The sequence below is a fragment of the Parabacteroides sp. PH5-46 genome (genome assembly GCF_029892785.1).
Classification (GTDB): domain Bacteria; phylum Bacteroidota; class Bacteroidia; order Bacteroidales; family Tannerellaceae; genus DFXE01.
This window is the reverse complement of record NZ_JARXXA010000008.1, coordinates 1-22,628: the sequence shown is the minus strand read 5'-3', so window position 1 is coordinate 22,628 and position 22,628 is coordinate 1. Positions and strand designations below refer to the sequence as shown.

Genomic DNA, 22,628 nt, shown 5'->3' with positions numbered 1-22,628 from the left:
GTTTAATTATTTAAAAAGTTTAGGTTATGAAACGTTTAGGTTTGGCTATTGTAGCCGTTTTAGTAAGTGTATCGTCTATGAGTTATGCACAGAGCAATAACACCAAGTTGCACAAAGCTCCGTTTGCCGTTAGTTTCGAAAAGCTAAGCAAATATTTGGATTTAGCTCCGTATCAGATGGATGAGGTAGCAAACATCAACGAATACTTCATCGAAATGCAAGACGAAAGTGTAAAATCAAGCGTATATCGCCAGGAAAAGAAAATGCACCAAGCTGTATATGGCAACTTAAAGTTAATGAAAGAAGCCCTCACCCCTGCGCAATATCGCAAGTATCTTGTTCTACTCAATGTAACGAACAATAACTATCGTGCAATGGGTATACAGGCAATGCCTGATGACACATATCTGGCAGAAAATATCCGGAAATAAGTAATATTTACAAATTAAGCGAAAGAGATTACATTCAAGGAGTGTAATCTCTTTCTTTTTTTACATACCTTTGTCGAAAAATAGAATATGTAACTAATCTAAATACGACGTCACATGTATTCTGCCAAAGCTACTATCCAACGCAACGTTGGAGATTATTCTCTCATCATAGTAGGTGCTTTTCTTCAAGCATTGAGTTATGTGGTATTTCTTGCTCCTTATAAGATTGTGCCGGGAGGCGTATATGGTATTTCCATTGTCATCCATTATGTTACAAAAGATATGTTTTCTTTCTTCCCTGATGGATTGCCGATGGGTGCTACTGCCTTATGCTTCAATGTGCCATTGCTGATATTGGCCATGAAAAAGCTAGGATTATCGTCTGGCCCAAAGACTATTGTTACATTCTTACTTATTTCTGTGTTTACAGATGCCCTTTCATTCTTGTTGGGAGATACGCCATTGGTAGAAAACGACCGTTTTATTGCCTGCTTCTACGGAGGAGCCATTTTAGGGATGGGGGTTACTTGTGTTTTCAGAGCCAAAAGCACCAGTGCCGGTACAGACGTACTGGCTCGTGTAATAGCAAGTAATAGCAATTTAAAAGTAAGCAATATGATTATCCTCCTCGACTCGGTTATTGTGTTGCTGGGCTTACTTGTATTCCAGGATTGGGCGGTTCCTTTGTATTCGTGGTTTACTATTTTTGTATATGGAAAACTGGTAGAAATGTTCCAGACAGAAAACCCGAACAGAGCTGTATTTATCGTATCTAAAGAAACAGAAAAAATAAAAGACCTTATCGTCAACCAAATGGGGATGAGGGGCACATTCCTTCATGGAAGAGGCATGTATGAAGGTAAAGAGAAAGAAATCATCTTCACAATTGCCGAACGAAAAGACCTTCCTCAGCTAAAAAATGAGATTAGCAAGATCGACTCTAAAGCATTTGTCTCTACCATGCATGCCAGTAAAGATTCACCTCCTCCCGGTATTTAATATAACGATCAACGGTTAGTGATTAACGATTAACTTACAAAACAACATCAATTATTGGTTAATCGTTAATCATTAATCGTTATCTTTGCGTTTTTAATTACTAATTTATACAGAATGCCCAACATTTCACAGCGGGGAGTAAGTATGCCTGCGTCTCCTATTCGCAAACTGGTACCGCTTGCCAACAAGGCAAAGTCAAAAGGAGTCAAAGTATATCACTTAAACATCGGACAGCCCGATCTACCGACACCGGAAGTCGCGATGGAAGCACTCAAGCACATTGACCGTAAGGTATTGGAGTATTCTCCCAGCGAAGGAATTCTCAGTTTCCGCAAGAAATTAGTGAATTATTATGCTACGTTCAATATCCACGTGGACGTAGAAGATATTATCATAACAACCGGAGGATCTGAAGCCGTATTGTTCTCTTTCATGGCTTGCCTAGATCCGGGAGACGAAATCATTGTCCCCGAACCGGCTTATGCAAACTACATGGCTTTTGCCATATCCTGTGGCGCTGTGATTAAAACAATACCTTCACATATTGAAGACGGCTTTGCTCTTCCTTCTATCGAAAAGTTTGAAGCATTAATCACGCCCCGTACAAAAGCTATACTGATCTGCAACCCCAATAACCCAACCGGTTATCTATACACACAGAAAGAGATGGATCAGATTCGCGACATTGTCAAAAAATACGATCTATTCCTGTTCTCTGATGAAGTTTACCGGGAATTCTGCTATACCGATGATCCGTACATTTCGTCTTTCCACCTGAAAGGTGTTGAAAACAATGTGGTATTGGTTGATTCGGTTTCCAAAAGATACAGTGAATGCGGCATACGAATTGGCGCCATCATCACCAAAAACAGCCAGGTTCGGGAGAATGTCATGAAATGGTGTCAGGCACGCCTAAGCCCTCCTTTAATCGGGCAGATTATAGCCGAGGCCTCTCTCGACACTCCTAAATCATATATGACCGGTGTATATAATGAGTATATACAACGCCGCGACTTCCTTATTGCCGGATTAAATCGCATCCCCGGATGCTACTCTCCGATACCTATGGGTGCCTTTTACACAGTAGCCAAACTACCGGTAGACGATGCCGACAAGTTCTGCGCCTGGTGTTTAAGCGAATTTGAATACGAGGGGCAAACCGTCATGATGGCTCCGGCCTCCGGCTTTTACGTCACCCCCGGTATAGGTAGAAATCAGGTTCGCATTGCCTATGTATTAAACAAGGAGGACTTAAAAAAGGCCTTGGTAGTCTTAGAGAAAGCACTTGAAGCATATCCAGGACGGGTGCTTTAATGGAAAACAAGAAGTTGAATATGCAAAATCTGGAGCTGTTTATAGCAAAAAGAATACATTTCAGCAAAGAAGGTGAACGACAAGTTACTCCTCCGGCTGTTCGTATTGCCATGATGGGCATAGCTTTAGGACTGGCAGTTATGATACTTTCCGTATCTATTGTCATTGGATTCAAGAAAGAAGTCAGGAATAAAGTGATCGGTTTTGGCTCGCATATTCAGATATCCAACTTCGACAGCAATACATCTTATGAGACAATTCCCATTGCTATAAGCGATACATTACTCAACGATTTACAGGCCTATCCGGGCATCCGCCATGTAGAGAAATATGCTACCAAACCCGGTATTTTAAAGACAGACACCGATTTTCAAGGAATCATACTGAAGGGAATTGATGAAGATTTTGACTGGACTTTCTTTCGTGAAAACTTAAAAGAAGGGGACGTTTTCTCCATCGATCCCAAGAAAACAACGACAGATGTGATTATCTCTAAATACCTGGCTAATCTGTTGAATTTAAAAACCGGAGATTCATTTCACACCTATTTCGTACAAGAGGATGTCAGAGCAAGAAAATTTACCATTACCGGCATTTACGAAACCGGTTTTCTGGACTATGACAAGTTATTTGTAATCACAGATATAAAACAAATCAGACGACTTAACGGATGGGACTCCGACCTGGTAAGCGGATTGGAACTGTTAGTAGATAACTACGACCACCTGGATCAAACAGCAGAAGACCTTTTCTTCGACCTCGTTGAGCGGAAAGACCGCCAGGGGAACAGCTTCTTCGTTCAATCCATCAAAGATTTGAACCCTATGATATTCAACTGGCTGGATGTATTAGACATCAATGTCGTCGTCATTCTGATTTTAATGATGGCTGTAGCTGGTTTTACAATGATATCAGGTCTATTAATTATCATTCTTGAGCGCACAAACATGATCGGCATTTTAAAAGCCATGGGACAGGATAATACAAGCATCCGCAAGGTGTTTCTATATGTGTCGTTCTTCTTGATCGGAAAAGGGATGATATGGGGAAATGTAATCGGTATTACTATCTGCCTCATCCAGTCTCATTTCCACATAATCAAACTCGATCCGGCTACTTACTACTTGAATGCAGTACCCATAGACTTAAGCATACCGACGCTTATTTTGATTAATATCGGCACATTAGTAGCTTCCATGTTTATGATGCTTGCCCCTTCTCATCTTATCACGAAGATAGCTCCGGCACGTAGTATCCGGTTTGAATAAGTTCGTGAGCAAAAAAAATGAGCTATTTTTACTTACCGGTAATGGTAAAGGTATAGTCTTTCTTTCCTTTGAATACCCGGTAAATAAGAATATACAAATTGATCAATGGCTGTGTAATTTCCAGCAGAGGCAACGAAGCTGCCGATATTTTCTGCTGCAACATGCGAGCCGCCTTATTTAACACAACATACTTCACAATTAATGAGATAGCATAAAGTAACACACCCACCAAAGCAGTCAATGGATTACCCAATATTCCCAAAATAACAGAGGCTATCACCAACAATAAGAATAAGAAAAAGCTCACCTTTTCCATCCGATAGAACAACAACTGCTTTCCCTGATAATGATGTTGCGTAGCGGCACGTGAAATCTTCATTTCTTTCCACATGGCAAAACGTTCAAAAGGAGCCATTTCCGTCATACTTTCCGGAGTATATTTCACACGGGTATTCTCTCCGGTTGAGGCTTCATTTATGAACAAGTCATCATCTCCGGCATGAAGGCTCAGGGAGTGGCTATATCCTTTGTGCTCAAAAAAGAGCTTCTTCTTATACGACAGGTTTCGTCCGTTGGCACTAAAAGGATTATTCTTCAAGGCCGAGGATATATACTGCAAGCCTGAAAGAAGATTGTCATAGCCCACCAGTTTATGGAAGAAACTACTATTCTCTTTGTAAGCACAATAGCCTAACACTATTGATGTTTGATTCGTATAATTACATACCATCGACTTGATCCACTCGTTGCTGAGCGGCTGACAATTCGCCTCCGTAAACAATAAAATATCATGCTTAGCAGCTTTAATACCAATGGTCAGTGATAGTTTTCTGCGACTTAAATATTTAGACTCCTGGGGTATAAAGGTGTGATAAAGATGTTTATATTCATTTTCCAACCTCTTCAACACATCGTCACTCTCGTCTGTAGAACCATCATTGATGACGATAACTTCATACCAGGGATAATCCTGTACCAATAGAGAGGGCAAATACTTCTGAAGGTTATAAGACTCATTCTTTGCATAGACAATCACTGAAACCGGCGGATAAGAGTCTAATGATATCTGATTATCTGCAGTCTTAGCCTTCTTGTACGGACGTGAATACGAAACCAGATAGTAAAGCAACTGGCAGACAAACAACACGAATAAAACAACCAACAGTATCAGCTCAGGAATGCTGAATATAAGCAACCTTTCTATCATTTCTATAATTATATTGTATCAGAAAAATACGATGTCGGCAAACGGCGGCAATTATATTGTGATGCCATAATTTCACCATAGGCTCCGGCAGAGCGCAAAGCCAGATAGTCTCCGCGATGTGCTTTATTCAGCTCCACATCCTTATCAAACACATCCGACGACTCACAAATAGGCCCTACCACATCATAAATATCTACTGCTTCGTCACTGGATATGTTCTCTATCCGATGATAAGCATCATACATAGCAGGACGTATTAGTTCGGTAAAACCGGCATCCAATATGGCAAACTTTTTCGTCTCACCTTCCTTCACATACAATACTTGAGATATCAGCGATCCACATTGCGCCACAACAGAACGTCCCGGTTCAAAGTGAATTTCTTGTCCCGGACGCACTTTCAACAGTTTATTGATAACCGCAAAATAATTATCAAAAGCTGGGATCGGTAAATGGTTGGGGTGGTAATAATCAATACCTAAACCTCCGCCAAAGTTCACATTCTTCACATGCAAACCACGAGCCTCCAGTTCTTCCTGTATCTCATTCGCACGAATTGCCAGATTTTGGAAAGAAGACAAATCCGTAATTTGCGAACCAATATGAAAATGGATACCGATCAACTCTACATATTTCATCTCCGACATCTTGTCTAAGACCATATTGAGTTGTCCGATATTAATTCCGAATTTATTCTCTTTCATTCCGGTTGTAATCTTCGCATGTGTATGCGCATCTACTTCCGGATTGATACGCAAAGCAACCGACGCTATTTTGCCTTTTGCTGCTGCCAGTTCGTTTATAACAGATAATTCGGCTAACGATTCGGCATTAAAACAGAATATATCAGCATCCAAGCCCAGGTTAATTTCCCAATCAGCTTTCCCTACACCGGCAAAAACAATCTTTTCCGGCGCAATACCGGCATCTAAAGATGCTTGAATTTCACCTCCGCTTACACAATCCGCGCCCAATCCAAACTCAGCAATAATACGAAGAATCCGGGGATTGGCATTTGCCTTAACTGCATAATGTATATGATAATTATATTTGGCTGCTTCGCTTTTTACTACCTGCAATGTCTCTTTTAACAATTCAACATTATAGTAATAAAAAGGAGTTTGAATATTTTTAAATTTTTCGACAGGAAAAGATCCTTTTAACATGATTGTATAACGTTTAATGATTAACGATTAACGATTAACGATTAATAGGTAAATGTGCATCTATCTACGCACATTATTAATCGTTAAACGCTAATCGTTAACCGTTAATATTTAGTCGTTAAATAAGTGTTTGCTAAGAGCCTGTAATGCCCGTTGCTTGTCTGATGCTTTTACCAACAGAGATACATTATAGTTACTTCCGCCATAAGAGATCATTCGTACGGGTATATCTTTCAGAGCATTTACGATACTTGCCTCAAAGCCTACATTGTCCCATTCCAAGTCGCCTACTACACAGACAATTACCAGGTCTTCGTCTACTGTAACCGTTCCATACTTCTTCAGATCATCTACAATCTCATCCAAGCGTTTCCGGTTGTCGATAGTACAGGATACACCTACTTCCGAAGTAGTTACCATATCAATGGGTGTCTGATAGTTTTCAAATATCTCGAACACCTTGCGCAGGAAACCGGTAGCTAACAGCATGCGGCCACTCTTAATCTTAATTGCTGTAATATTATCTTTAGCTGCAACAGCTTTTATTTTGTCTTTTTCCGAAGAATTAGATATCAACGTTCCGGGCGCTTCCGGCTGTATTGTATTCAATAGGCGAACTGGTATATTATTCAGCTTGGCTGGTAATATACAGGTAGGATGCAGTATCTTCGCTCCGAAATAAGCCAACTCTGCAGCCTCTTCAAAGTTAAGATTACGTACCGGAGCTGTATGTTCTACATATCTCGGATCATTATTGTGCATTCCGTCTATGTCTGTCCATATCTGTATTTCTGTGCCATAAACAGCAGCACCAATCAGGGATGCAGTATAGTCGCTACCTCCTCTCTGTAAATTGTCTATTTCGCCATAAGCATTCCGGCAAATATATCCTTGAGTGATATACAGATCGGCATCCTTATGTTCTTCCAACAGATTGTTTAGCTTTTCTTTGATGTAAGCCGGATCGGGCTCTGCATTTTTATCGGTACGCATATATTCCAAGGCAGGCAGCAAAACAGACTTCACGCCTTGTTCGTTCAGGTACAGATTCATCATCCCTGTAGAGATCAATTCGCCCTGAGCTAAAACAACCTTTTCTTCAAAAAGCGTAAACAGGTCTTTTGTAAACGTGCGGATATAATCAAAATGATAAGATATCAGTTCTTTGGCTCTTTGTTTATATTCGGCAGTATCATATAACTCCTCAGCGTGTTTATAATATTTTATTGCAAGTTTATTGATTATTTCATTTGCGCCGTCAGGATTCTTCTTGTACAGATAATCCGAAATTTCAACCAATGAATTAGTAGTACCCGACATTGCAGATAACACGATGATATTACGTTCACCTGTTGTGATCAGCTTTGCAACATCTTTCATTCTCTGTGCCGAACCCACAGAAGTACCGCCAAACTTCAATACTTTCATTTTTCTTATTCTATTAAATTATTCATTCTTACTCTAAAAGCACCGCAAAGTTACATAAAATATTATTCGCCGATATCACTTAAACAGCCATTCTCGCACTTTACAATCCGCGCCGGGTAATTATTCACGATTGTATAGTTATGAGTAGTCATAATTACAGCCGTTCCCTTTTTACAGATATCATGCAATAATTGTACGATCTGAGCACTCGTTTCCGGGTCTAAATTACCGGTCGGTTCGTCTGCCAGAATGATTTTTGGTTCATTAAGCAGGGCGCGGGCTATAACAATACGTTGCTGCTCTCCGCCCGACAATTCGTGCGGCATTTTGTACCCCTTAGTCTGCATACCTACCTGGTAAAGCACACTGTCAATCCGGTCTGTAATTTCATCATTCTTTTTCCAACCTGTCGCCCGCAAGGCAAATTCCAGGTTCCTGAACACAGAACGATCCGTCAATAACTGGAAATCCTGAAATACAATTCCCAGTTTCCGGCGAAGATAGGGTATCTCTTTTCGCTTGATATTCAACAAATCATATTGTAATAAGTGGGCGTTGCCATGATTGATAGCAACCTCACAATATAAAGACTTCAACAAGGTACTCTTTCCTGAGCCTACTTTTCCGATCACATAAAGGAATTCCCCATTATGGAGCGTTAAAGAGGCATCACGCAAAATCATATTCTCGTCACGCAAAACCTCTATATTTTCCAGTTTGAGCAGAACCGAATCTTCCATATTTCTTTTATTCTTTATGTCGTTTCATTAATTCACGGGCCAGATCCTCTATCCGATACCCCTTACTTGTCAGCAAGACAATCAGGTGATAGATCATATCCGAGGCTTCATAAAGAAGGCCTTCTTCTGTTCCGTTTGTAGCTTCTATAACCGTTTCCACAGCCTCCTCCCCTACTTTCTGCGCCATACGGTTTATTCCTTTCATAAATAAGGAGGTAGTATATGAACCTTCCGGCATTTCCAGTTTCCGGCGTTCTATAAAATCCTGAAGATATTTAAAAAACAAGATATCTTCCTTGTTTTCTTCTCCAAAACAAGTATCTGCGCCGGTATGACAAACCGGACCGGCAGGCTGCGCCTTGATTAATAATGTATCATTATCGCAATCAAGCAGTATGCTCTTTACCTGAAGTGTATTACCACTGGCCTCCCCTTTCATCCACAAACGATTCCTCGTACGGCTGAAGAATGTCACTTTTCCGGTTTCCTTTGTCTTTTCAAAGGCCTCCTCATTCATAAATCCCAGCATCAATACCTTAGAGGTTCTTTCATCCTGGATAATTGCAGGAATCAAACCACCTGATTTTTCAAAATCTAAATTCATCTATCTTGTTTCTAAATTATAATCGTACAGGGATACCTTCAGCCGAAAGATACTGCTTTAAATCGGCAATACCAATTTCTCCGAAATGAAAAACACTGGCAGCCAATGCAGCATCAGCCTTTCCTTTGAGGAATGCATCCCGAAAATGTTCTTTCGTTCCGGCCCCACCTGAGGCTATAACCGGAATATGTAACTTGTCAGCCAAAGAGGCCAATGCGTCATTAGCATATCCTGTTTTCACACCATCATGCGTCATACTTGTAAACAGGATTTCACCTGCTCCCAGATTCTCTGCTTCAACAGCCCATTCAAACAGGTATTTATCCGTAGGAATACGGCCTCCATTCAAATAGCAAAGCCATTTTCCATCCTCATAATTAGCATCAATAGCTACTACGCAGACCTGGCTTCCGAAGTTTTTCGCAATTTGCTCTATCAAATCAGGGTTACGAAGTGCTGCCGAATTAATCGAAACCTTATCAGCCCCTGCACTAAGCAGGCGGTCTACATCCTTCAACTCATTAATTCCACCTCCCACTGTAAACGGAATACTGATACGGGACGCCACCTTTTTCACCAACTCCGTAAAGGTTTTCCTTCCTTCATGCGAAGCTGTAATGTCCAGATAAACCAGCTCATCGGCACCTGCTTTACTATATTGAGCACCCAGTTCTACCGGATCTCCGGCATCACGAAAATCTACAAAATTAACTCCTTTTACAGTAGTTCCGTCCTTTATATCCAGACAAGGAACAATTCTCTTTGCCAACATAGTATCTTTATTCCTCATTAAACCTGATTAGCTCCTTCAACGTAATACGTCCTTCGTAAATAGCCTTGCCTATAATTACAGCAGGGATTTTCGCTTCTACCAGTTTCTCTATATCCTCAATAGAGCCTACTCCCCCACTTGCTATGATATATAGCATCGGAATCTCATCTTTTATTTCTTTATACATATCAATGGAAGGGCCTTGCAACATACCATCACGACTTACATCTGTGCTGATCACCTTTATTATTCCCTTATTATGATATTCTTTTATGAAGGGGATCAACTCCTTTTCCGTTGTCTCTTCCCAGCCGCTGACTGCAATCTTACGATCTTTCACATCAGCGCCTAATATAATCTTATCACTCCCGTACTTACTGATCCAGCCGGTAAATACTTCCGGATTTTTGACAGCTATACTTCCGCCTGTAACCATCTGCGCCCCACTTTCAAAAGCGATTTCCAGATCGTCCTCATGCTTCAAGCCGCCTCCAAAATCTATAATAAGGGATGTACGTGTAGCTATTTTTTCAAGAACACGGTAATTGATAATACGTCCGGCACGTGCACCATCCAGGTCAACAAGATGTAAGCGTCTAATACCATGATCTTCAAACATTTTTGCCACCTCTAGAGGATCTTCATTATAGACTTTCTTGGTATCATAATCACCCTGGGTAAGGCGGACGCATTTCCCATCAATCAGATCTATAGCCGGAATTAATTCAATCATCGTTGATCTTCTTATAGTTTCAAAAAATTGCACAATATCTGTTCGCCAATCGCTCCGCTTTTTTCGGGATGAAACTGCGTGGCATAAAAATTATCCCTTTGCAGGGCAGCGCTGAACGGAATGATATAGTCTGTTGTAGCAGCCGTATTATCATTCACCGGAACATAATAGCTATGTACAAAATAAACAAACTGATTCTCCTGTTCGTTTGAAAAAAGGCTGCTTTTAACATTCTTCAGCGTATTCCAACCCATATGAGGTACCTTATCCTCATGTCTTTCAGGCATAAAACGCTTAACATCCACATCAAAGATATGTAAACATTCCGCATCCCCTTCTTCAGAGAAACGACACATCAGCTGCATCCCAAGACAAATCCCCAAAACAGGCTGCTTCAAGTCCCGGATCAAAGCATCCAAGCCGGAAGCCTTCAGATGCTCCATCGTTGTCCGCGCCTCACCTACACCGGGAAAAATCACTTTATCCGCCGCCAGAAGCGCCTCATGATCTGCAGTAACAATAGCCTGTACCCCTAAACGTTTCAAAGCATAGTCTACAGAATATATATTCCCTGCATTATATTTTACAATGGCTACATCCATCTTTCGGCTCTTTATAATTAGCGTCGCAAAAGTAACAATTTACCACGACATATCGTGTAATAGATAGTAAAAAGTAAGATGCCGATCTTTATCCATATAATTTTGTCAAACAACACCTAAGAAAGGATAAAAGTATGACTTGTTTTTATTGGCCGATAGGCGTCGGTCAATTGGTTGACAATTATCGGTCAGTTGGCCGACGGCCGTCAGCCAACTAACTGATAGCTATCGGCCAACAAAAACTTCAGATCAAAATGCCGCAAATATGAGATCAAAATGCAAAAAATCTCAGAACATTTTACAAAAAGGACTTGCATAATAAAAACAATCCTCCTATCTTTGCACCGCAATTGAGAGCAATTGTAGTTAAAAAAAAATGGAGCGGTAGTTCAGCTGGTTAGAATACCTGCCTGTCACGCAGGGGGTCGCGGGTTCGAGTCCCGTCCGTTCCGCTAAAAAAGGAATAAGGTTGGTAAGGTCGTTAAAAGACTGACGTACAACGAGTTTAAGAGTTTTGGCTCTAACTCGTACCCCTAAAGATAAAAAGAGGGGTTAAGTAGCTGGAAAACAGCGAAAAGACACAGTTTGGTGGCGTACCCGTCCATACCGCGGAAAGCCTAAGTCAATAGGCGCCAAAAAAGAGACAAGTCCTTCATATTCAGTGAATATGAGGGACTTTTTTTATTTATGTTGTCTTAGGAAAAAGCCAAAATAAAGCCAAAAAAAGACATTTAGTGTGTCCCATTTCATACCCCAAACCAAAAAGGGACACAGGGGGTACGAGAAATCAAAGAAAAAGGGGTACGAATTGTCCAAAATTGGCAGTGTGTTGTCGGGAATTGGCAGTCTGCATAAAACTCATTAACAGATAGTTTACTTTAATTTTGTAACATTAAAAAATGAGTTTATGAAAAGTACATTTAAAGTTCTTTTCTTTTTGAAAAGAGACAAGCAAAAATCCGATGGCAGTGTTCCTATCATGTGCCGGATTACAATCGACGGACAAATAAGCCGTTTCAGTACCAAATTAAATGTGCATCCTAAATCATGGGATGTAAAGTCGTCAATGGCTCTGGGCAGAACAAAAGAAGCTGTCGAGATAAATACCTTTCTGGAAACAATTAAAACAGGCTTATACAACGTTTACCATGATTTACTCACCAAAGAGAACAATGTTAATCCTGATCGGGTTAAAAATATCTTTCTTGGTCTTGAAATTAAAAACCAAACCGTACTCGAATTATTCCAACGGCATGTTGATGATATCGCTAAATTGGTTGGTATAAGCAGGGCAAAAGGTACACTTCAAAAATATGACGTAGCCCGTAGGCACATGGCTAATTTTATTAAAGAGTATTATAATGTTGCTGATATTTCTTTGAAAGAGGTAAATCACTCCTTTTTGAGAAATTTTGAAGTGTACCTAATGACAAGCTGCAAATGTAAGGAAAATACTACTGCTAAATTCTTACAGCGATTCCGCACTATTATTCTTTTCGCCAAAAATAACGGTTGGATTCACATTGATCCTTTTGCCAACTATAAAATAAAGTTTAAGAAAGTCGATAGAGGCTATTTAATGCAAGAACAAATAGACGAAATCATGAAGAAACAATTCTCTTCTGAACGTTTGGAGCGAGTAAGAGATATCTTTATTTTTAGCTGTTATACCGGACTTTCCTATATAGACGTAAAAGGATTGGATGAAAGTAATATCCGCATTTCATTTGATAATAATTTGTGGATAATGGGGAAACGTGAAAAGACAGGTACAAGCTACAATATTCCATTACTCGACATTCCAAAGCAAATTATTGAGAAGTATAAAGGGACGATGCCCAATAAGAAAGTTCTCCCTGTTCCAAGCAATCAAAAAGTGAATGAATATCTCAAAGAAATCGGAGCTGTTTGCGGTATTGACAAAGATTTAACATTTCATCTTGCAAGACACACTTTCGCCACTCTTACGCTTACAAAAGGAGTTTCCATTGAAAGTGTATCAAAAATGTTAGGTCATACAAACATAAAAACTACCCAAATTTATGCAAGAATTACCGATGTTAAGGTAAGCAACGATATGGCTTCTTTTGCTGAAAAACTTGAAGAAAGGCGAATCAAATCTAAATCTAATTTAGATAAACTTTTTGAATGCCTTTCATTGCATGAAAAAATGGCTTTATTTAATCTTCCCGGCACTCTGTCTGATGATCCCGAAAGATTAAAGCGTATATCTGTCATGTGGCATAGCCTTTCAGAAGAAGAAAAATTATCTCTCTGGTCTAATACTTTTGAAAATGAAGGCAATCTCACTTTTAAATCGGAAAAAGCCAATACTCAATTAGCTGTTTAACCCACTAATTTTTAATAGTAATGAAAAAAAATGAATATTCAACAGTAATAGCTCTGTTCGACGAGTATAATAAGAATGTATATAAGGTTAAAGCCTTATCTACCTACCTGAAATATGAAGCGGTGAGAAACTATATCGCTGATTACATTAAACAACGATATGGGAAAGTTGATTACTTGCTGTCCGAAATCGACGTCAATTTCATAATAGGTTTTGAAAATTACCTGATGAAGTTTCGCAAATATAACGTAAACACAGCCGCCAAGAAAATAGAATTATTCCGTCGTATTGTAAATATAGCCTGTGAAAAACAGGCTATATCCAACAACCCTTTTAGCCATTACCGGATTAAAAGGCAAGAGGTAGTTCGTGCCTTCCTTTCGGAAAAGGAGTTACAGTCTATTTTGAGCAAAAAGTTTTCGACTAAAAGACTTGAACAAGTAAGGGATGTATTTATCTTTTCCTGTTTTACAGGTCTGAATTATTCAGACTTATCAATGCTAACAACCGAAAATTTTGAAACAGATAAAGACGGTAATCCTATTATCAAAATTATGCGGAGCATGACATATACACCTGTTATAATCCCTTTGCTTTCAGTTCCGCAGAAAATTTTGAATAAGTACAGTCAAAATTTACCGATAGCAAGTAATCAAAAGATGAATGATTATTTGAAAGAAATCGGTGATATTTGCGGTATTGGTAAAAATCTCACTTTCAGGGTTGCAAGAAACACATTTGCGACTACTATTACCTATATGAATGGGGTACCCATTGAAACAATATCCCGAATGTTAGGACATACCAATATAAATACAACCCAAACATTGGTACGAATGGATAACGGAAAGATTGGGCGGGATATGTTGAAATTATCAGAACACCTTACAGGTATGGATACTGCATTAAACCTCTAAAAATATTTATCATGGAATTACAAATTATTCAAAGCAAGATTTATGAAATCCGAGGTATGCGAGTTATGTTGGATTACGATTTGGCTGAATTATATCAGGTTGAAACCAAAAATCTGAAACGTTCTGTTCGTCGGAACATAGACCGTTTTCCTCCGGATTTTATGATTGAACTCTCAAAGGAAGAGTACGATTTTTTAAGGTGCAATTTTGGCACCTTAGAAAATCAAGGACAAGGGCAACACGTAAAATACTTACCTTTTGCATTTACTGAACAGGGTATAGCCCAACTGTCAAGCGTTCTTAACAGCACGTTGGCCATTCAGGTTAATATATCTATTATCAGAGCTTTTGTCGCTTTACGACAATATGCACTGGGTTATGCGGAATTAAATCGTAAATTGGAGGAATTTATGGTGGAAACAAATATGCAGTTTAGTGATATTTACCAAGCTCTTACCGAACTTGCATCACAAAAGGAACTGGAAAATAAACCCCGTAAGCGTATTGGTTATAATGTTCAACAGGATGAAGAATAATATATTATGGAACGAGGATATATAAATATTAAAGAAAATAGTGAAAATCAACTGATTGTTGAAGCAAAACTTGTAAATTGCACCCTGTGGGTAACGAAACATCAAATTGCCGACTTATTTAATGTATTTGTCAATACGATTGGTAACAATCTACGGAGTATATTCAAATCCGGCTTGCTCCGTGAAGAAGATGTTACCCGAATACATAAATTTGAGAGCAACGGGCACCCATGCGAAACGGTACTGTATAATCTGGAAGCACTGATATTTGTCAGCTACCGTGTAGCATCTTTTGAAGCAAAAGCATTTCGGGAATGGGTAATGAAAGCATTAACCGAATATACCCGGACTGATAATAAAAAATCAACAGAAGTTCTGATAGTATATAACCTACACTCAAAACTTCCGGCTATTTCGATGAATTAATAAACGTTTAATACATTTAGATATGAAACACGTATTTTATTTACTTATCGCTGTTTTTATGGTTTCCTGCGGTTCAAACTCATCAACGAGTAATTACGAAAAAACCATTACTGATAACCTGTTAAAAGGGAGCGACACAAAAGAAAATCTCAACTTCAAAATTATTGAGATTAGCGAAACCGGCAACGTTACGGTTGCCGACAGTATCGCCTATCTTACTGATGAATTTCAGAAAAATAATCAACCTAACATCAGTAAGATTGAGCTGGCTAAAAAAATGAGTGAAGATCTACTGGCAAGAGAAAAAAATCAAGCTAAAATTGATAAATACAATGCTGATATTGCACGGATGAGCAATACTATTGATTCTCTAAAAAATCTTACTCCGGATAATCTTAACGGATATGACAGTAAGAATCCGAATGATGTTCTTGCCGTAATTGTTAGATGCAAATACTCAATCGCTCCGGGTGGAACAGCCGTTGAAGAAACATTTGATTTCTACTTATCTCCTGACGGCAGCAAATGCTACGGAAAAACCAGAGCAAAATAAAAATACATATCACAATCCAAATGGAGCCTGTATCGTAAAAATCGGTACAGGCTTTTTTTGTATATAGCTTTCCTTTCTGTGAGGAAAGTTCTGCGTTTTATTATGATAAACGCAAAGCAGACAACCAAATTTCCTTTTTTCTGTACTTCCCTCGGTATAATTTCTTCCTCATTTAGTTATGACCATAAAAAAGGAGGGGTTCGGAGTGAACGAGTATCAGGCGCGAATTTATTTCATGTTTATTGGCTGCACAAGATCAGACGTGTTTTTAAAAAAATCTTCCTCGATTCAAAATCTCTTTTGTAATAGATTTTAAGAAATTATCCGGGCAATAATTATAGCCTCTTTTCTTAAAGAAATGTATCTGCACCCCAATCAGGTACAGGAAAGCGAGTGTATTTTTTTGAAAAATCTTGATGCTGCCAAAAAGCACTGCGTGAGTAAGGCACCTGAAACTCGATCACACCTCACCCTCTCCATACTGGCATAAAAAAAAAGTCAGAAATTATGAGAAGTACAGAAAAAAATAGGAAACAACGACCGACAGCCTACCATCCAATTAGCATAAAATTGGTTTTAAAAATCGTTTTGGCGGTTTTGGGCTTCTGTGTGTGGGGAACAGGGTTTATTTGGGCTTTAGTGGGCTTGTATCTCTTTCTTCCTGTTATACGGGGTATCCTCTCCTTTTTCGTGGGTATGGGTGCTATAATCCTCTTTATTCTCGCAATGCTGACCTTTTTATAATCCCTTAAAATTTAGAGTTATGAGCAAAGTATTTTTATTAGGAGCAAACAAGGAAATTGACAAGGCTATACAGGTTGTTCAAGTCAATCAGGTTATCCAAATGGAGGGTTATAGCTATGACAGATATGTAGTCTATGACATCGTTAAAAATAACTGGGGTATCACTTACAAGCTGATTAACCTACGGAAAAAAGTTTTTCAGACAGCAGACATAATCAGACCATTAAGCGAAAAATTCGGTATCGGTTATTATTACGACAGCGAAAATCCTGAATTTATGGATGGTTTTGAAGTGGCGTTACTTCTTCAGGAAGCGAAAGACATAGTTAAAGCGGAAACAGACGAAGCCGAAAAAGAGAAGATAAGAGTAGAAGAAGTTAAGGTAATAGGGCGTAAACGTTTTGCCGAGATATTTCCCGAAGATGCGCAAGCGGTAATCGTGGCACGTCTGAAACAAAACGAAAGCGATAGTCAAACCGACTATTACGGAAGTAGCACACAACGCACCGTCATTTTAGGCTTTTCCAAACATAAAAGGGATATTTTTTCCGAAATGCGTAAATACGCATCAAACTTCGAGGAAACCGCCTATTTAGCCGAGTTTAACGAGGATTACGAAAATAGGGAAAAATACTCTATGGGTGCAGGGTATTATTTAGGAGAATATAGGCATAGCGGTTGGATAATTAAAAAAGTGCCAGTATATAACCGTGAACGCACTATTGAAGATTTTGCATACACAGCAGGAAGCGAAGATAATATACATATCAGTAAGTCCAACACAACGCCACCAACCAACCAGACAGGGGAAAGTAAATGCGGTTGTACAATGGTTGAGTATTCAGCCAAAGCAGTAGCGGTATTCGGGGAAACCAAAGCAATTAAAGACGAACTAAGAGCAATGGGAGGACGCTTCAACAGTCGATTAACCTTTAATGGGAAAAAAATTAAAGGATGGATTTTCCCGAAATCACAAGAGCAAAGGTTAGCCTATTATTTCGGATTGGATTAAACAATGTAGAACACAGGGCAGAGCCTATCTGCCCTACTAAAAACAATCACCATGAGAGTAGATATAGATATGAAATTCATCCACAGGTATAATAAAAACCTATCCTGTATAATTCTCGCAGAAACTGCAAAAGGGTGGAAAGTCAGCCAAACGGAAACCTTTGCCAACCCAAGAAAGAAGCCAAAAGTAACCGTCCAATTCTATCATGCAATTTGGTTTGATGACCAAAAAGGAGAATGGGACGCAGTAAATAATTAACAATCAAAAAACAATATATCATGTATTACGGATTAAAGAACCCCAATAGAAAACAAGAGTTCATTAATAGAATGAACCAACAAATTAAAGTAAATGAGAACCTTATAAAAGGTTTGGAAACGTGTGAGCCGTTTATCAGAGCCTTTAATGGCAAGGTAGCCAATTCAAAGCTAATTAAAGCCATATACACCGCAGAGAACCCGAACAACCTTTCTTACAGCATCACCGAAAAAAGAGGATGTAAAGGCATTGCAATCGGTATATCTGACAATAATCACAGAATGTATGCAAGTGTGGAGGGCAAAACATGGAATTATCTGACATCATACAACTGCGTTTTTCTCCTGCCAACAACCAAGCCTGATGAAAATTCACAAGACAGGATAAATGCGGATGAAGCAATCAAGCAAATTGAAATAGAAAAAGAATACCTCACAATTCTAATACAAGAATGTAAAGCCGATTTACAGATGTATGATGAAGAAATAACCGCATGGGAAGAACTTGAAAGGCAGATTGAAGCCTATGAACAAAAGTTCTCACCCAATCTGCGAGGAACTATAACAATGAGTGCAAGATAAAAGAAGTCAAACACGGGGCAGTAACCCTGCCCCACAAAATAACAGTCATGAAATACAGAGAATTGTCAGCATACGAAAAATTGCAAAAGATACAGGACATCAATTTTTGCAGGGCAGAACGCCACAATGTAGCTATATATCTGAACGCATTAAGACGTAACGACAGGGCGATAATAGAGGAATACGAGAGTTTTGGAAATACCCCTCGCCAGTTATTAATGAATAAACGAGAGTACGAAAGACATTTAGTATTTGGCTTCATTAAAAAGGAATTTAACGAATACGGTTGGTTGGAAAGACCTGATTTTTTGGAACGTGAAGAAATACAATTCCCACATCGGGACGGTTGGGCGGTATCTAACCATATCACACTGGGTAAAGGCTTAAACGGAAAATGGACTTATGGAATGAGTTACTCTCACAGTACAGGCGGATCAGGCTATGGGCTTAATGTATGGGGTAAAATATTCGACAATAGAAAAGACTGCCTGAAAGCAGCATTAAATGAAATGCTTACAGGACTTGAAAAAGACAGCAGTAAGACCGACCGATATGCAATCAATGTATTAAAACAAGCGAAAGCCTTATTTGACGAGATTACAGGGCGTAAACCTGTACAATTAGAATTATCATTCTTTTAATAAATCCAATCAATATGAAACCGAATAAAATAGCAATTATGTATAAGGGAGTTGTACATTTCCTGAACAGGGTAACAGGCGAAAGCAAGCATTATCAAATAGCTTTTGAAACTGACCGTTGGAGCATCCGTTTTTATCTGTTACAGAACGGTCAAATCCGAATAATCATAAATAAGTCTATCAAAAAGAGCGAAACGGAATATCATACGCATTTCTGCTATGACTGTTATTGCACACTTGATAAGAATGGTTTATTTCTCGATGACGTTCACGATCCTGCCACTTGCCGAAAGATAACCAACCCTACTAAATGGTTTACCATTGAACCCATGTTAAGGGATATTCACAACCAGTTAAAAGAAGAACTGGAAGCCTTGCACCCTTTCGACCTGATACACGATATAAGAGATTTAGAACACTTCATATACAGGAAAATGGAAGAATACGGAAAGGTAGAATTTACCGTAAACAACTCCCTACGTTTCGGTATCGGTGAAAATGCCTATACCACAAGCGAAGAAGCATTGAAAGCCAAAGAAAAAGAACCTGTTGTTTTGCTAAATCTATTCAATGGCAATCATATAATATCTAAAGACACTATCATCTTTTTCCTGTACTGGCTTTTGGACAGGGATAAAGAATTAAGTGTATCAGACGGACAAAAATTGAAAACGGTTGTCAGATCATTTGAGGAAAGTCCCAAAAAGCCGAATGAATGGTCTTTGCAAACTCTTAATACGTGGTGGCAATGGCTTAGTTTTGATGAATTTGAAGATATTACAGGTATAGAGCAGGACAGAGACGGCAATAATGAAATAGATGCAAAATTCCTTGATGATGCCAACCAATTTTGGCAAAATAAAACCTTTCAAGAAAAAATCAAAATTTATCAATCCAATTCACACTTACATGAGATTGTAAAAGAAAGGATTGAAGCATATGAATAACCAAAGGGCGGAGTAATCCGCCCATAATCTCAAAAAGCATGAAATTGAAAGTAAATAAAACAAATAAGACCTGCACAATTAGCGGACTAACTTCAACCGAAGTTGATGTAATATTGGGAATCGTAGATACTGCTAACAGGCGATGTTTCCGAGAACAAGAAGATAGCGGAGAATGGTATAGCAACGATGATTTTGTACTATCACTTACCGATGAACAACGACAAGCGTTGTCAAAAATCGGAGAAGAAATACAGCAAATTTATAACAGTTAATTATCAATATCATGGCACAGGAAAAAATAGACGATTGGATGCAAGATGCCAAAGACCTTGCAAAAGCGGAACGGGAACTCAAAATAGAACATTGGGTATATATAACCTTTGAAGTAAGGGACGAGGACAGAAACCGTGAAATACTACATATAATCGACATCCCTCGTGCCATGTTAGACCGTTGGCGGTGGGTTATTGAGTGGCGCAGGGCAAAATTGGTATGTAAATACCCCCGTAAGAAAATTTGGGTATATCACTGTGCATACGACAAGCGGACGGGATTGCAAACAGGTTTTGACTTCCTTTTAGGCAAAGTAGCTTCGGCAAAAGCGCAGATAACTAAGGTAGAAAGGGCAATCGCCAAATATATCGACTATATGACACACAATGACCTGTTTTTCAATCTTGAAACGGATGAAAAGTTACTCAAAGCCAAAGCCAAATTGGAACAGAAAAAGAAAAATTATAATGAAGCGTATGCCATTTTACAGGCAGAAGTCATCAAGCATAAACAGAACAGCACCATGTATAAATTATTTATTGGATTCAAAAAGTTGGGCGAGTTCAGCTCTATAATGGAAGCCAAGAAATACGCAGATAATAGCGGACTATCAGGTACTTTTAACCTGATTGGAGACAAGTATCAAGATAATTGGTATGTTTCCTCAATGCAAGTACAAACCTCTAAATAACAAAGAATATGACAACAATAAAAGACATAGATGGAAACATAATTGAAGTAACAGATTTGAACGCCGCCATTGACGAATGTAAGCGTTGTAAAGACAGTCCGTATAAAATGGAAAGCGGACACACCGTAGGCGAAAATTATGCCTATATGTTGGAACAACTGCTCCCGCTTCAACAACAAAGCCGTCGTTCACGTTGGTTGGAAGGTACAGAAATGCGCTACAATCAGGGCAAGCGTTTTACAAAAATGGATATTGCCTATGAAATCGGTCGGCACGAACCGTATCACCCTGCCTCTCTCTATTGGGATAGCCTGCGTCGAGAGGAACTTGTAGCGTTCTTCAATGAAATGTTCGGTACAGATATTCGTTGAATTTTCCTCTTTATACACGAAAAAATCCCGACGGAACACCGTCGGGATAGCTATTATATCACTAAATATTTTTTAGATTATCCTAATACAGTGAGTATTAAAATCTTTTAGTTAAATTCACGCCGTAATAAAAGTTATACAATATGTCAGAATCAATTAAAACCAACAATATACCAGAACAATGGGTTGCTTATTTCAGCCACATCGAAGATCATCCCGCTAACGTCCTGATGAACCTCGCGCTGGTAGACTTAGCCCCAATAGATAACCTCAAAGAGTTGCTGCTATTTACTATTCAGATGCTCTCCGCAGATGAAAACGGATTATTCACGGCAGAAGAAGAATCCGAGGTACTACACAGCATCCAAGAAGAAATCATCGAGGCTACCGAAAAGAAAAATGTCATCGTCGCAGGAATCGTTAAGTCAAACGGTCTGATGAATATGTACCTTTATGTAAAACACGGAAAAGAATGCGAGGAACTCTTAAAGTCCGTCATGAATGTACATCCCGAATACTCGTACAACATTGAAGTGCAGAAAGACAAGGATTGGAATACCTACTTCGACTTGTTGTACCCATCCAAATACGAACTGCAAACCATAGAAAACCAGTCGGTCTTATTCCAACTGGATCAGGACGGCGACGACTTCAGCAAAGAAAGGGAAGTGGATCACTTTATCTATTTCCCGACCGAAGAAGGGCGAGAGCAGTTTATTCGGGAAGTCGAAACGCTCGGATATAAAGTGGCGCTAAAAGAAACCGTAGATCATGGCGATTCCTATCATTTCGCATTGCAAATCTCCCGGCTAAACAATGTCATGCCCTCAGAGATTAACGAATATACATGGGAGTTAGTAACATTGGGTAATGACTACGGTGCCAAATACGACGGTTGGGGATGCTGCCCACAAAACAGCAGATAAAATATAGCTGATATAAAATAAACAGACGCGCGGTTTCCGCCCGTTACTATTCTTATGAGATCTGCAAATTATTTGAGAGAAAATATACAAATAATTTGCAGATCAAATGACATTATTTAATTTTTAGCAAGTTTCAAT

27 protein-coding genes and 1 tRNA gene are annotated in these 22,628 nt (G+C 39.1%); 20 read left to right on the top strand and 8 right to left on the bottom strand.

The genetic code is table 11. The features are described from left to right. The first annotated feature begins 26 nt into the window (after positions 1-26). From M2470_RS09835 to M2470_RS09820, 4 genes are all read left to right on the top strand, one after another. Positions 27-431 (top strand): hypothetical protein, encoded by a 405-nt coding sequence (locus M2470_RS09835; protein WP_280744983.1) that lies wholly within the window; start codon positions 27-29, stop codon positions 429-431. Between the two features lie 114 nt (positions 432-545). Continuing rightward, positions 546-1,430 carry a YitT family protein gene (locus M2470_RS09830; RefSeq protein WP_280744984.1) on the top strand — a complete coding sequence of 295 codons (885 nt, stop codon included), beginning with the start codon at positions 546-548 and terminating at the stop codon, positions 1,428-1,430. A 114-nt stretch (positions 1,431-1,544) separates the two neighbouring features. Continuing rightward, the gene (locus M2470_RS09825) at positions 1,545-2,744 is read left to right on the top strand and encodes a pyridoxal phosphate-dependent aminotransferase (protein ID WP_280744985.1); all 1,200 of its coding nucleotides are present in this window, start codon (positions 1,545-1,547) and stop codon (positions 2,742-2,744) included. Next, positions 2,744-4,012, top strand: a complete 1,269-nt coding sequence (locus tag M2470_RS09820) for an FtsX-like permease family protein (protein ID WP_280746476.1) — start codon at positions 2,744-2,746, stop codon at positions 4,010-4,012. The genes M2470_RS09825 and M2470_RS09820 overlap by 1 nt, the downstream gene beginning before the upstream one ends. 28 nt (positions 4,013-4,040) lie before the next feature. Here the strand turns inward: M2470_RS09820 and M2470_RS09815 are convergent, their stop codons facing one another. From M2470_RS09815 to hisH, 8 genes are all read right to left on the bottom strand, one after another. Further along, positions 4,041-5,219: a glycosyltransferase gene (locus tag M2470_RS09815; RefSeq protein ID WP_280744987.1), complete on the bottom strand. Its 1,179-nt coding sequence runs from the start codon at positions 5,217-5,219 to the stop codon at positions 4,041-4,043. 8 nt (positions 5,220-5,227) lie between these two features. Further along, positions 5,228-6,385 (bottom strand): diaminopimelate decarboxylase, encoded by a 1,158-nt coding sequence (gene lysA, locus M2470_RS09810; RefSeq protein ID WP_280744988.1) that lies wholly within the window; start codon positions 6,383-6,385, stop codon positions 5,228-5,230. 111 nt (positions 6,386-6,496) lie between these two features. After that, a complete protein-coding gene (locus M2470_RS09805) occupies positions 6,497-7,813 on the bottom strand; it encodes an aspartate kinase (protein WP_280744989.1) in 1,317 nt (438 codons plus the stop codon). Between the two features lie 62 nt (positions 7,814-7,875). Continuing rightward, positions 7,876-8,553: an ATP-binding cassette domain-containing protein gene (locus M2470_RS09800; protein WP_280744990.1), complete on the bottom strand. Its 678-nt coding sequence runs from the start codon at positions 8,551-8,553 to the stop codon at positions 7,876-7,878. Between the two features lie 7 nt (positions 8,554-8,560). Next, the gene (gene hisIE, locus M2470_RS09795) at positions 8,561-9,157 is read right to left on the bottom strand and encodes a bifunctional phosphoribosyl-AMP cyclohydrolase/phosphoribosyl-ATP diphosphatase HisIE (protein ID WP_280744991.1); all 597 of its coding nucleotides are present in this window, start codon (positions 9,155-9,157) and stop codon (positions 8,561-8,563) included. Between the two features lie 16 nt (positions 9,158-9,173). Continuing rightward, positions 9,174-9,929 (bottom strand): imidazole glycerol phosphate synthase subunit HisF, encoded by a 756-nt coding sequence (gene hisF, locus M2470_RS09790; RefSeq protein ID WP_280745002.1) that lies wholly within the window; start codon positions 9,927-9,929, stop codon positions 9,174-9,176. Between the two features lie 7 nt (positions 9,930-9,936). After that, the gene (gene hisA, locus M2470_RS09785; protein ID WP_280744992.1) at positions 9,937-10,662 is read right to left on the bottom strand and encodes a 1-(5-phosphoribosyl)-5-[(5-phosphoribosylamino)methylideneamino]imidazole-4-carboxamide isomerase; all 726 of its coding nucleotides are present in this window, start codon (positions 10,660-10,662) and stop codon (positions 9,937-9,939) included. Between the two features lie 11 nt (positions 10,663-10,673). Next, positions 10,674-11,264: an imidazole glycerol phosphate synthase subunit HisH gene (hisH, locus tag M2470_RS09780; protein WP_280744993.1), complete on the bottom strand. Its 591-nt coding sequence runs from the start codon at positions 11,262-11,264 to the stop codon at positions 10,674-10,676. 378 nt (positions 11,265-11,642) lie between these two features. Here hisH and M2470_RS09775 point away from each other — a divergent pair. The 16 genes from M2470_RS09775 to M2470_RS09700 all read left to right on the top strand — a co-directional run bounded on the left by M2470_RS09775 (position 11,643) and on the right by M2470_RS09700 (position 22,490). Further along, positions 11,643-11,716: transfer RNA gene (locus M2470_RS09775), tRNA-Asp, on the top strand. A gap of 455 nt (positions 11,717-12,171) precedes the next feature. Next, a complete protein-coding gene (locus M2470_RS09770) occupies positions 12,172-13,614 on the top strand; it encodes a site-specific integrase (RefSeq protein ID WP_129733281.1) in 1,443 nt (480 codons plus the stop codon). A 20-nt stretch (positions 13,615-13,634) separates the two neighbouring features. Beyond that, positions 13,635-14,531 carry a site-specific integrase gene (locus M2470_RS09765; protein ID WP_129733282.1) on the top strand — a complete coding sequence of 299 codons (897 nt, stop codon included), beginning with the start codon at positions 13,635-13,637 and terminating at the stop codon, positions 14,529-14,531. A gap of 11 nt (positions 14,532-14,542) precedes the next feature. Further along, a complete protein-coding gene (locus tag M2470_RS09760) occupies positions 14,543-15,067 on the top strand; it encodes an ORF6N domain-containing protein (protein ID WP_129733283.1) in 525 nt (174 codons plus the stop codon). A 6-nt stretch (positions 15,068-15,073) separates the two neighbouring features. After that, positions 15,074-15,493 (top strand): virulence RhuM family protein, encoded by a 420-nt coding sequence (locus M2470_RS09755; RefSeq protein ID WP_129733284.1) that lies wholly within the window; start codon positions 15,074-15,076, stop codon positions 15,491-15,493. Between the two features lie 22 nt (positions 15,494-15,515). Then, positions 15,516-16,046, top strand: a complete 531-nt coding sequence (locus tag M2470_RS09750; protein WP_129733285.1) for a hypothetical protein — start codon at positions 15,516-15,518, stop codon at positions 16,044-16,046. A 507-nt stretch (positions 16,047-16,553) separates the two neighbouring features. Beyond that, positions 16,554-16,790 (top strand): hypothetical protein, encoded by a 237-nt coding sequence (locus M2470_RS09745; RefSeq protein ID WP_203558333.1) that lies wholly within the window; start codon positions 16,554-16,556, stop codon positions 16,788-16,790. Between the two features lie 19 nt (positions 16,791-16,809). Beyond that, positions 16,810-17,802, top strand: coding sequence for a fusion protein (locus M2470_RS09740; protein WP_129733287.1), 993 nt, complete (start codon positions 16,810-16,812; stop codon positions 17,800-17,802). Positions 17,803-17,853: 51 nt separating this feature from the next. Further along, the gene (locus tag M2470_RS09735) at positions 17,854-18,060 is read left to right on the top strand and encodes a hypothetical protein (protein WP_129733288.1); all 207 of its coding nucleotides are present in this window, start codon (positions 17,854-17,856) and stop codon (positions 18,058-18,060) included. Positions 18,061-18,080: 20 nt separating this feature from the next. Further along, positions 18,081-18,641: a hypothetical protein gene (locus tag M2470_RS09730; protein WP_129733289.1), complete on the top strand. Its 561-nt coding sequence runs from the start codon at positions 18,081-18,083 to the stop codon at positions 18,639-18,641. Positions 18,642-18,688: 47 nt separating this feature from the next. Further along, positions 18,689-19,282 carry a hypothetical protein gene (locus M2470_RS09725; protein ID WP_129733290.1) on the top strand — a complete coding sequence of 198 codons (594 nt, stop codon included), beginning with the start codon at positions 18,689-18,691 and terminating at the stop codon, positions 19,280-19,282. 14 nt (positions 19,283-19,296) lie between these two features. Then, positions 19,297-20,229 (top strand): hypothetical protein, encoded by a 933-nt coding sequence (locus tag M2470_RS09720; RefSeq protein ID WP_129733291.1) that lies wholly within the window; start codon positions 19,297-19,299, stop codon positions 20,227-20,229. A 38-nt stretch (positions 20,230-20,267) separates the two neighbouring features. Continuing rightward, positions 20,268-20,501 carry a hypothetical protein gene (locus M2470_RS09715; protein WP_129733292.1) on the top strand — a complete coding sequence of 78 codons (234 nt, stop codon included), beginning with the start codon at positions 20,268-20,270 and terminating at the stop codon, positions 20,499-20,501. 11 nt (positions 20,502-20,512) lie between these two features. Then, entirely contained in the window at positions 20,513-21,193 is a 681-nt protein-coding gene (locus M2470_RS09710; protein WP_129733293.1) for a hypothetical protein, read from the top strand. Between the two features lie 8 nt (positions 21,194-21,201). Continuing rightward, positions 21,202-21,564 (top strand): hypothetical protein, encoded by a 363-nt coding sequence (locus tag M2470_RS09705; RefSeq protein ID WP_229058435.1) that lies wholly within the window; start codon positions 21,202-21,204, stop codon positions 21,562-21,564. Between the two features lie 143 nt (positions 21,565-21,707). Continuing rightward, a complete protein-coding gene (locus tag M2470_RS09700; protein WP_129733294.1) occupies positions 21,708-22,490 on the top strand; it encodes a DUF695 domain-containing protein in 783 nt (260 codons plus the stop codon). The last annotated feature ends 138 nt before the right edge of the window (positions 22,491-22,628 follow it).